At 63.2% G+C, this 10811-nt stretch carries 9 protein-coding genes; 1 reads left to right on the plus strand and 8 read right to left on the minus strand.

Annotated elements, in window-relative coordinates; translation table 11 throughout:
• Window positions 1–4: 4 nt before the first annotated feature.
• The 8 genes from J2W40_RS00090 to J2W40_RS00125 form a co-directional block, all read right to left on the minus strand.
• On the minus strand, window positions 5–826 hold the full coding sequence (locus J2W40_RS00090; RefSeq protein ID WP_409050324.1) for a YncE family protein: 822 nt from the start codon (window positions 824–826) through the stop codon (window positions 5–7).
• Between the two features lie 67 nt (window positions 827–893).
• Window positions 894–2417 carry a glycosyltransferase family 39 protein gene (locus tag J2W40_RS00095; protein ID WP_310220926.1) on the minus strand — a complete coding sequence of 508 codons (1524 nt, stop codon included), beginning with the start codon at window positions 2415–2417 and terminating at the stop codon, window positions 894–896.
• Window positions 2407–3561, minus strand: coding sequence for a TonB-dependent receptor domain-containing protein (locus J2W40_RS00100; protein WP_310220928.1), 1155 nt, complete (start codon window positions 3559–3561; stop codon window positions 2407–2409). Before J2W40_RS00100 ends, J2W40_RS00095 begins: the two co-directional genes overlap by 11 nt.
• Complete coding sequence (locus tag J2W40_RS00105; RefSeq protein ID WP_310220929.1) at window positions 3558–4649, minus strand: endonuclease/exonuclease/phosphatase family protein; 1092 nt, start codon at window positions 4647–4649, stop codon at window positions 3558–3560. The genes J2W40_RS00100 and J2W40_RS00105 overlap by 4 nt, the downstream gene beginning before the upstream one ends.
• Window positions 4650–4767: 118 nt before the next feature.
• On the minus strand, window positions 4768–5937 hold the full coding sequence (locus J2W40_RS00110) for a glycosyltransferase (RefSeq protein ID WP_310220930.1): 1170 nt from the start codon (window positions 5935–5937) through the stop codon (window positions 4768–4770).
• 3 nt (window positions 5938–5940) lie between these two features.
• Entirely contained in the window at window positions 5941–6468 is a 528-nt protein-coding gene (locus J2W40_RS00115; protein WP_310220932.1) for a DUF2141 domain-containing protein, read from the minus strand.
• Window positions 6465–7424, minus strand: coding sequence for a hypothetical protein (locus J2W40_RS00120; protein ID WP_310220934.1), 960 nt, complete (start codon window positions 7422–7424; stop codon window positions 6465–6467). Before J2W40_RS00120 ends, J2W40_RS00115 begins: the two co-directional genes overlap by 4 nt.
• On the minus strand, window positions 7421–8641 hold the full coding sequence (locus J2W40_RS00125; protein ID WP_310220936.1) for a glycosyltransferase: 1221 nt from the start codon (window positions 8639–8641) through the stop codon (window positions 7421–7423). The genes J2W40_RS00120 and J2W40_RS00125 overlap by 4 nt, the downstream gene beginning before the upstream one ends.
• A 412-nt stretch (window positions 8642–9053) precedes the next feature.
• On the opposite strand from J2W40_RS00125, the gene J2W40_RS00130 reads away from it, so the two are divergent.
• Window positions 9054–10811 (plus strand): PHA/PHB synthase family protein, encoded by a 1758-nt coding sequence (locus tag J2W40_RS00130; protein ID WP_310220938.1) that lies wholly within the window; start codon window positions 9054–9056, stop codon window positions 10809–10811.

A 10811-nucleotide genomic window follows, 5' to 3' on the forward strand; every position in this document is an offset into this window, starting at 1 on the left:
AAGGCTATTCGCCATCGGATATGAGGCTTGCGACCATCACGGTCGTGGCCCGGTCGATTGACCAGAGACGACCCGTTTCCACCGGGTCCCAGTCGATCGCCTGTCCCGGAGTCGCGATCCCGATCGTGCGGCGCAGTTCCAGCCGCGATCCGGCTTGGGGCAGTGCCAGTTCGTACATTTCCGGCCGATCATGGCCGGTCGCATAGAGCCGTCCATCATTGCTCCAACTGAGGCCAGAGCAACTGAACGGGGCAAATCGGGCCAGAACCTCGTCAGGAAAAGTCCACGCCGCCTCCTGCCGAAAGGCATCGTCCAGCCGGGCCAGCAGCGTGTAGCGATAGTCGCGGTTCGGTTCGCCCCCTTTGCCCGCATAATTGGCATAGACGGCCCACCATTTCCCGTCATGCCGGTCCAGCGCGGTCAGCGAACCGGGGCCAAAGCCCAGGCTGATCGAGCGTATATGACGCATCGTGCGCGTGTCGAAAATCTCGACGGCGCTGGTCTGGGGCACCTGCGGATAGTTGGAAGCCGCGCAGACCAGATCATGCCCCGCCACGGTGCAACTGTTCATGTGGGGGAACAGGCGTCGGTCGCCCTGCCATTGGGCGACCCGTTTGCCGGTGGCGATCCGATATTTGCCGATCCGATCATTGTCGATCGCGTACAGATAGGTGCCGTCCGATGCGACGCCCTGATGCGCTTCCGGGGCCGCGAGGCGCATCACCACTGGGGCGGGCGGCGGCGATGGGCTTTCGGTCATCGGCTGCGCCCTTGCGGATACCAGGCCAAAAAACAGGCTTGCGATGATCAACAGGACAAATGGCATGACGGCTTCCGATAGTGAGGACCGCTAAATCTAGGCCAACAATAGGACTCTTGCGTGGCAAAAAGATCTACGATCGCTTTTCACCTCTTTGGGTAGAGGATGGCGGGGCCAGAAAGAGCGTGTGGCTGCCAGAAGGGAGAGGGACGGGGCGATAGCCGTTCGATCGCGCCCAAGCGATCAGCAACCCATCCAGCCCGCGGCGAAATGCCGCCTTGGGCCGACCTTCGCTTCCTGTCAGTATGGCGGCAGGGGGCGCTTCGTCCAGATCGGCTGCCAGGGTTTGCGATGTGCTCGCATGGAAGGCGCGCGCCTGTTCGGGCGATAGAATATGCCGTGTTCGCATGAGAAACGGCCCGGTAACGAAACGGCGATCGAGTGGCAGCGGCACATCGACGACCCGTTCCGGCGAGAGGGTGACAATGGCCCCTGACAGCTTGGCCGACGCCGCAATGCGGTCCATCGCGTGGGCATCGCGCATGACCATATGCACCGGGCTGTGGCCCGCCAGCATATTGCGGCCTGCTTCTATCGCGCTTTGGGTGATGCCCGCGACAAGGCCCACCGCGATCAGGGCACGACCTGCACGCCGCTGCCAGAAGGGCGCGTCGGTCAACAGTGCGAAGCGCAGCAGGAGCGGGGGGAGCAAAGGCCCCAGATATTGGACATAAATGGGTCGCGGCAGCCAGGCAGCAATCAGGCCGGCCATGATCATCATATCCAAAAGCCGTTCGACCGGGGTGCGTCGCCGCGTCGCGACCAGAGCAACGGCAACCAGCGCGATCAAGCCGCAGCCCTGCGCCAGATAGCGGGCAAGCCGAACCAGGCTCAGCGGCGCCTCCAGCATGGATGTCTGCCCGGTCCACGTCCGCCACTCGAACGGAGCCTTCAAGCTATATTCTATAATCCCGAACCAGGCCGCTTCGGGGGCCAGCATCGCCAGACCTATGGTCGGCAAACCACCCAAAATGCCGCCCAGCGCCAGCAGGGCCACCTTCTCCATGCCCAGCATCCGCCAGTGCAGCAGCGCGAACAGACCGGCCGCAGCGGCAGGCAGGCCATAGCTGATCTTCGTCGAAGCGGCCGCCCCCAGCAACAGGCCTGCCACCAACGCCGTCCACCGCGTACGGTCTTTCTGGATCAGGGCCATCATTGCGGCCATGCCCGCCGTCATCAACACCAGTGGCAGCGCATCATTGCGGGCCACGCTGCCGGCAAACAGCAGCATATGGCTGGACAATAAGGCGCCAGCCGCGATCGCGGCAGCACGGGGTGACGCGCCCGCCCGCCGCGCCGTCAGCCATATGCAGGCCGTCGCCGCGACAACAAGCAGCGCATTGACCGCGCGCAGCGCCGGGAACAACCAACCCTCCACGATCCACGCCAGCGGCGCGAGCAGCAGCGGTTGCAGCGGCGTCTGGAGATAGGCGAAGTCGCGATAGGGCAGGCCGATGCGCATCATCGCGACCGCGCCGACATATTGTCCTTCGTCATGATCAATCGGGTGGAACGCCGCCACGGCCAGCATCATGACCGCACATAGCAGCAGAAGGAGGATGATCCGCGCTGGAATAGGAAAGGACTTACCAGCCAAGTCGTGCGCTTGCCATCACAGCCCGCGCCTGATCGCTGGCGCGCAGGGAACCGGACAGATCATCGCGCGCGAACGCCCCGCTCATCAGGCGATCCGGGTCGCTCATATGCAGGGACATGGTCAGCGGTCGCCCGCCAATCTCGGCCAGCGCATAATCGACGCCCGCCTCGATCCGCATGGCCCGCTGGTCGTGGACGGGCAATGCTGGCGCGCTGTTGCGTACAAGGGCAAGCGCCGCGCGCCAGGGACCACTCTGCCAGGTCGTCCCCACCGACAGGCTATGTTCGTGCGCCATGGCACCGCCCGACACGCGCACGCGCGCGCCGCTGTAGCGCACCGACCATTGCCATTGCGGGGTTGCCTGATGGTGCACCGCCAGGATCGCGCCTTCGATCCGCGCAGACCCGCTATTGACGGGCAAGATGCCGCGCCCGGTGAAGCGCAACTGATCGTCAAGCCTGCCGCCGTGCACCGCCAGGGACAGGTTGAGGGCGGGGGCGGGCGTCCAGTCGGCCTGCATCTGCACGCGGCTTTGCGTTTCCGGTTTCAACGTCCGACGCAACTGCAGATATGTGTCATGATCCAGTCCCATCGGCCCACTTATGCCCGTTTCGCTGTACGCCCGCAGCTTCTCTGCATAATCGAGGCTCAGGCGCAACGCCTGTCCTGTTTGCAGGACGAGATTTGCGTGCGGCAGAAACCAGTCCCGCGTGCGCAAACGATCGCGGCCCGGACCGACAGTGACATTGGCGTTACGGTTGCTTATCTTGATGCCGTGCCAGCCCATGGTGGCGGTGACCTGATCGCCGATCAGCCAACGGTCCTCCATCACATAGCGGGTCATCCGGCTACGAGACAGCATGTGCGGGTCGAGCGGCATCGCAGCGCCGGTGCGAAGAAAGCGCTGTGTCGACTTGTGGAACCGGATCTGGATGTCCTGGTCGCGATCATCGGCATTGACCGGGTTCGCCGCTTCCATGCGTGGTGGGGACACGCGATAGGCTTGCGGCGCGTAGGCAAGCAGGGACAGGCTGGACGGCCGTTTCAGTGAGAAGCGAATGCCTGTTTCCAGGGCAAGGTCTTGCGCCTGCGCAACCGGACAGGTGCCGACCAGGCTCAGGAACGACAGCATCGCCCGCTTCATGACGAAGCGCCCGTGCGGTCGGTTTGCACCAGGTCGACCTCATGGCTCCGGCTATAATTGACGACATAGCCAAAATGATCGGACAGGGGCTTGCCATCGGGTTCGGATCCGAACGGCACTTGCCCCGCCACCACCTTGAGCGAGCGCTGTCCGCTCCCCCTTGCGAAGAGCCAATCCTTTGCCCGCGCTCTGGTGAGGGCCAGATCGCGTCGCATCGCCTCATCGTGCCAGGCGGAATGGGTCAGAGCCTGTTTCGCGCCATCACGGTCAGGATGGACGAAAGCCATGCCTGCCCGCGCGAAACGGGTGAAGAAGGCATTGGCCCGATACGCATCCTGCCCGATGTTCATGTCACCGCCCAGGATCAGCGGCTGATCGGCGGACACATTTTTGGCGACGAACCGAGTCATCAGGTCGACCTGCCGCGCAAAGGCGCGATAGGAGCGATCGACCGAAACGCCTGCGGCCTTGCGGGCATTGAGATGGGTGTTGACGATGCTGACCGGCCGGTCAAACCCCGGCACGTTCAGATGCGCGATCAGCACGCCCTTATTGGCCAGACAATCAAAGCCTGCGCAGGCAAAATCGGGGAAGGCCAGCCGATCGACCCGCGCTATGGGATAGTCGGACAGGATTTGCAGGCCGCTGCCCAATTGCTTGCCGACCGCTTCGCCGCGATCCCATCGCGCCTGCGCCATGTGCGACTGGTCCGCGCCATCTGCTGCTGCTGCGTCGGAACGCTGCGCTGCGTCCGGCCCGTTCGCGACATGGCGATAGCCTGCACGGGCGGCAATCTGCATGGCTTCGGGCGTGAAGGCTTCCTGCAACAGGATGATATGCGGTTGTCGGCCCGACTCACGCAAGGATGCGAGCCGATCAGCGATCACGCTTAGCGCTTCGCTGCGATCCGATGCGATCGGCCAGGGCAGACCTTTGACATTATAGGTCATGACCGACAATTGGTTGTCGGCAGAAACGGCTTCGGCCCCATCCCATTGCGGGACGACGCGATCGCCGTTCCGGGTCGATCCGGCGGCGGCAAGCGCGACAAGCCCGGCAAACACCAGAGCGCGAATTGGTCGGTACATGATGACGGCCCCCCGTTTGGTCGGGGGATAGCGGGACTATGAGTCGTCCTAATGTCGCTCAGGCGGCAGTGCGGTTAAACTTTCGCGGCAGGCGCGTCACGCAAATGACGCCGAACTGTCACGCTGCCATGGCGCGACCATGTATTGCGTAGAGCGCGAACAAGTCTGAAAAATGCGCGTCCATCGTTCGCGTACCCGCTGCCGCCGCCCGCGCGACGGACAGGTGCTTGGCTGGCCCATCAGCGACAAAATGATTGAGTTGCTCGACCAGGCTCGCGCCTTGCGCGGCGGCATAATGATAGCCGGCACCGGGCACCAGATGGTCTGCCGCAGCACCGCTGTCGGGCAGGAACATGGGAATGCCGCTGGCGCGCGCCTCAGCGGCGATCATGCAGAATGTTTCGGACTCGCTGCCATGAACCAGCGCGTCCGCGCTGGCGAGCAGCGTCGCAAAGGTCGCCCGATCCGTGATCGGAGCGATCAGGCGGACATGGGGATTGCCCGCCGCTGCGCGCTGCACGCTGGCGCGCGCGCGTCCGTCACCGGCGATCACCAGCCCGATGGGGCGGGCAAAGCCGCTCGCGGTGGCCGCGTCGATGATCATCGGCCAGCGCTTCTCCGGCGCATGACGGCCCGCGCCGAGCAACAGCACCGCGTCCTCCGGCAGGCCGCAAGACGCCAGCATGCGGCGGCGCAGGTCGGGATCGCGAAGCGCAGGACTGAATATGCCCGGCTGCACCCCCATATGGTTGGTCACGACATGATGCAGTCCACCTGCCACCAGCCGCGCGGCCAGATCGTCGCTCGCACAGACGATATGATCGAACCGGGCATCCATCCGCCGCAAATGCCGCCAGAACCAGTCGAAACCCCGGTCGATCACCGGACGCGGGGCCAGCGCGCGAAACCAGCGATAAGCGTAATTGCCCAGCGGGTCGGCATGCATGATGAGGCTGCGCGGGGCCGAACCCCGCCAATTCGCGACCATCGTGGCGCTGGCCCAGGGCGTGGATGCCTCGACCAGATCCGGGCGCAGGGCGTCGAGCCGGGCATGCAAGGCCGCCTCGTCATGGAAATAATGATAGCGGCCATCGAGCGGAAAGCGGCGCGCGCGGACAAATTCGATCCGGGCATGGTCATTGATGACCTCGATCCCCGCCTCCGCCGCCGGGGCCAGGATGATGACCTCATGCCCTTCTTTCGGCCCCGCCAGCATCTTGTGCCGGACATAGGTTTTCACCCCGCCGCCCCGGTCGGAATAAAAGGCGCAGACATCGACAATGCGCATAGTTTACGGCCTTGCTGTCAAAGGGCCAAAGGACATCAGGCCCCGGCGATAGTTCATGATGATGCGTTCGCGCGTCAGCCCGGACCCGGCCACGATAGATGCCGCCAAGGCCTTGGGTTTCCCCAGGCCCAGCTTGGGATTGCTGCCAAAACCGACGCCATCGACCGAGAGGCCGAACTTACGATTGCCGTCCCGGTCGTGCAGCACACTGACGGCATAGCGGCCGGGGCCGGGCACCCGGACGCACAGCGTGGCGGGATCGCTGGCAGGAACCGGCACCTCGACCCGGCGAAAGACCTTGCCCTGCGCGATCAATATATTGTCATCCTGCAGGAAGTCGGCATCGTTCGCGGGATAGACTTCAAGCTTCAGATTGCCCTTGCGATCCTTGAGCCCGACAATGTCGATCAGGAGCGCAGGGCCGCTTTCATTGGCACGGCACCGCGCTTCCGCCTTGCCCAGCTCAGGGGTGGACGGAATAAAGCCGGTCGATAGCAGCAGGGCGGAAGACAGCAGAGGTAAGGCGATCATGGGGCCATCCTCCGCCGGATGACGCCGCTGGCACCCAGCAACAGGCCGACCAGTAAATGGTTGGCAAGCAGGAGGCTGGCGAGTAGTCCCAAAATCTCGGCAATTTCCCCCTCGCGCCCTACGAGGAAGGTGGCCACCCCGGCAAACAGCACATCCTTGTTCGGCACCAGCGGCAGGCGCGACAGGACGAGGCGGACCGTCGAGAGCATGACCCACCAACTGATCGCGACGTCTGGGAGCATCAAATGCCACAGCAGCGCATAGAATAGCAGATTGGCGACGATCCGCAGGAAATGCACCCCGGCCACCATGCGACGCTCCGCTGGCGGCAGGCCGAAGATGCGGCGACCCAGCAGCATCGGCACGACCGAGGTCAGCACCAATATGCCAAGCGAAACGCCCAGCGTGCGCCCGTCGATCGCGAGCGGCAGGGACGACAGCAGCGGAAAGGTCAGGGCCAGCATCACGAGTGTCACGACATTGCCCATGACACCGGACAGGATCGCCGAATCCTTCACCGCGCCGAAAGGGGAGCCTTCCATTCGCACATGCCGACGCGCCCAGGTGTAGAAATAAACGTCTCCGACATAACCCAGCAGCAGTTCGTTGCTGAGCCGCTTGCGGAACAGCGCAGCCAGCCCTCCCGCCGGGATCGACCAGAGCCGGTGGAATATCAACCAGTCGAACAGCGGCGTCAGACTATAGGTCAGGAGGAACAGACCCCAAAATAGCGGGGTGCGGGGGACAAGTCCCAGTAACGCAGGAATATCGACGCTGCCGCGTTGCAGGAACACGGCGGCCAGCAGCGCCAGCGAAATCACCGGCCCGAACCAGGCGACCCAGTTGCGACCCGATTTGACCAGCGGCGCTGGAACATACAGGTCGCGTGCGGCCGCACCGTCGATCAGGGACGATGTATCCATCAGGCGCGTTGACGCAAGATCGGCGGTGCTCATACGGGCCTCATACTTGTCGCTGAACGAAGGGCGGAAGGCGCGCGCGCACTCTGGCTGCGCGCCTGTCGCTGGGCGATGACCTGATCGAACAGCGCGGTGTAGGCGGGGACCGCAGCTTCCAGCGTATAATGGCTCGCCTTGCGCGCCGCGCGCGCGCGATCTTGTTGCCCCGGCTCCGCCGTCCGGATGGCCAGAGCGAAGCCGCTTTCGTCGCCGCATTCCGTCAATCGGCCCAATGCGCCATGCTCTAGAAGGTCGGGCATGCTGACGCTGCAACGGGTCGCAATGACCCACAATCCAGCCGCCAGCGCTTCGATGACCGCGCCGGGCAGGCCCTCATAGGCTGACGACAGGAGGAGAATATCATGGTCGCGCAGACGTGCGCAGACCTCCGGACAGTGGCCGGGCATATCGACCCGGTCGCCAATATCCAACGATGCGGCAAGTGCGGTCAGTGCCTCCCGTTCGCTACCCTCGCCGAAAATGGTCAACCGATCATCCTTGCCCGCCCCGATAGCGAAGGCGCGCAGCATCGCCGGATAATTTTTCTGCCGCTCCAGCCGGCCAATCGCAACGAAGTGGCGACCCGCACGACGGGGGCGGTGCCGCTCTTGGTCCGGCCCGATATCGGCATCGTCGAGAACCGGATTGGGTACGATATGGATGCGGTCTGGCCCGACGCGCATAAGCGCCATGACTTCCTCTCCCATAGGAACCGACAATATGGCGAAATGGTCGATCATCCGGCCCTGTATCCATAGCCAGAACCGATAGAGCGGACGAAGAGCGCGCGGCAGGTCGGGGCGCTGCAAGTCGTTGCTGACCTTCGCGACAATCGGCGGACAGGACTGGCCCAGCAGAAGTTTCAGGATGACAGCAACGATCGTATAAGCGTTTCCTGGACAAAAAAGTATGGCAGGTGGCGCACGACCTATCTCGCGCCACAAGGCATAGACCAGACGCATGGTTGGCCAGCGTCTGCCGATGACAGGCCAGGACCGTGCCACATGGCATGTCACCGCCGATGGATTGCCTATTGCTCCTGCGGCCTCTGCGACGAGGACGGTCAGATCGCGTCCGGCTCGATACAAACCATCGCTCAGCCGCAACGCTATGCGCTCGACCCCACCAGGCCCGAAGCCTTTCAGAAACAGCAAAACGCGCATGTCCTGACCGTCCGAAGCCTTCGGGCTGACCGATACATGTGCGCGAGCCATAATCGCTGCCAATGGCCGCCCAATGTAACATGTTGATGCCAATCGCATGACTGGTTCGTGACGGCCGGATTTTTAATCGCGCTTTTTTTTGAAAGGTGGCGACAAGCGCGAAGCGCGGGTGAAGATCGCCAAACTACGCTGCCTTCGCCAATATCCATGGTTCGCAGACCTTCAACCTGTTATGGTATCAGCGTCGGCCCTGTTGCGTACAAATGCTCGCCGATTTCTGCGGTATCTACGGATGGCGTTCCCGCATGTTTTCCTTCTACCCGACCTTCAGACGCGCGATCGGTGCGATGCTTCCTTGAAGCAAGCAGATCATCGGTCGATCCTGCACTCGGAACACTGCTTTCGTTCAACGCGATATCGCTTGAACAGGGTTTGGCCACAGCTCGCAATTGGAACCATTTTGATGACATATGACAGCCGTAAGCCAGGCTATGATCCGCTCGATGGTATTGCAGACTCCATCGACCAGGCGGCCGGTGCGATGATCGCGCAGGCGACGCATGGCCTTTCTCCGGCGACCATGTTCCTGGCGAGCGCCGACTGGGCGCTGCACCTTGCCTCCTCGCCTGGCAAGCAGATGCAGTTGGCCGCGAAAATGGGTCGAAAATATCTCCGCCTGTTCGATTATATGGGACGTAGCGCTGGCAACCCGGACGCGGCTCCTGCCATTGAGCCGCTGCCTCAGGACCGGCGCTTTTCCGATCCTGCCTGGCAAAAGCCGCCCTTCAATTTCCTCACCCAGGCCTTTCTGCTCAACCAGCAATGGTGGCATGCCGCGACCACCGGCATTGGAGGCGTCTCCAAGGCGCACGAAGCGCAGACCGCCTTTGCGGCGCGACAGATTCTGGACATGTTCGCTCCCACCAATTTCCTCGCCACCAATCCGGTGCTGCAGCGCAAGATCGTGGAAACGGGCGGCAAATGCCTTATGGATGGCATGAATCACATGGCGCAGGACATGCAGCGCCAGGCGCGGGGCGAGCCGCCGGTGGGTGCCGAGGCGTTCCGGGTCGGCGAGACGGTGGCCACGACCCCAGGCAAGGTCGTGTGGCGCAACCATTTGATCGAACTGATCCAATATGCGCCGACCACCGAGCAGGTCCGTCCCGAACCGATCCTGATCATGCCCGCCTGGATCATGAAATATTATATTCTCGACCTGTCGCCGGAAAATTCGCTGGTCCGTTGGCTGACGGGCCAGGGCTATACCGTGTTCATGATCTCCTGGCACAATCCCAACAGCGAAGACCGCAATCTCGACCTCGACGCCTATCGTCGCCTGGGCGCGATGGCCGCGCTGGATGCCGTCGGTGCCATCACCGGCAGCGCGAAAATTCATGGCGTTGGCTATTGTCTGGGCGGCACGCTGCTCGCCATAGCCGCCGCCGCCATGGCGCGCGACGGGGATGAGCGGCTGGCCAGCATCACGCTGCTGGCGGCGCAGACGGAATTCAGCGAACCGGGCGAACTCGGCCTCTTCATCGACGAATCGCAACTGGCCATGCTCAAGAATCTGATGTCGACGCGCGGCTATCTCGACAGCGCGCAAATGGGCGGCGCATTCCAGATATTGCGGTCCAACGATCTCGTCTGGTCGCAGATACTCCAGACCTATCTGATGGGCGAACGCCCGCGGATGAACGACCTCATGGCCTGGAATGCCGATGGCACGCGCATGCCCCACGCCATGCACAGCGAATATCTGACCCGTCTGTTCCTCAATGACGAACTGGCCGAAGGCAAGTTCGCGGTCGATGGCCGCACGATCGCCCTGTCCGCGATCCGCGCGCCTTTGTTCGTGGTCGGTACCGAGCGGGATCATGTGGCGCCCTGGCGATCGGTGCATAAAATCCATTTGCTGACCGGCGCCGAAACCACGTTCGTCCTGACCAGCGGCGGGCATAATGCCGGTATCGTGTCCGAACCGGGCCATGCCAAACGACGCTATCATGTCCTGACGCGAGAGGCCGATGGCGCTGCCCTTGCACCGGATGAATGGTTTGCGATCGCGCCCCACAAGGAAGGCTCATGGTGGCCCGAATGGGGGCACTGGCTGGACGCGCGTTCGGGCGAGCCCCAGCCGCCTCCGTCGATGGGCGCGCCTGACAAGGGCTATCCGACGCTCGGCGATGCGCCAGGCCTCTATGTTCTGGAGAAATAA

This window comes from Sphingobium xenophagum, from assembly GCF_031457465.1.
Taxonomy (GTDB): Bacteria; Pseudomonadota; Alphaproteobacteria; order Sphingomonadales; family Sphingomonadaceae; genus Sphingobium; species Sphingobium xenophagum_A.

Bases quoted from the DNA above. Each gene is read 5' to 3' on its own strand.
- J2W40_RS00110 (WP_310220930.1), bottom strand. From the start codon at position 5,937: ATGCGCATTGTCGATGTCTGCGCCTTTTATTCCGACCGGGGCGGCGGG.
- J2W40_RS00100 (WP_310220928.1), bottom strand. From the start codon at position 3,561: ATGAAGCGGGCGATGCTGTCGTTCCTGAGCCTGGTCGGCACCTGTCCG.
- J2W40_RS00125 (WP_310220936.1), bottom strand. From the start codon at position 8,641: ATGGCTCGCGCACATGTATCGGTCAGCCCGAAGGCTTCGGACGGTCAG.
- J2W40_RS00130 (WP_310220938.1), top strand. From the start codon at position 9,054: ATGACATATGACAGCCGTAAGCCAGGCTATGATCCGCTCGATGGTATT.
- J2W40_RS00105 (WP_310220929.1), bottom strand. From the start codon at position 4,649: ATGTACCGACCAATTCGCGCTCTGGTGTTTGCCGGGCTTGTCGCGCTT.
- J2W40_RS00120 (WP_310220934.1), bottom strand. From the start codon at position 7,424: ATGAGCACCGCCGATCTTGCGTCAACGCGCCTGATGGATACATCGTCC.
- J2W40_RS00090 (WP_409050324.1), bottom strand. From the start codon at position 826: ATGCCATTTGTCCTGTTGATCATCGCAAGCCTGTTTTTTGGCCTGGTA.
- J2W40_RS00115 (WP_310220932.1), bottom strand. From the start codon at position 6,468: ATGATCGCCTTACCTCTGCTGTCTTCCGCCCTGCTGCTATCGACCGGC.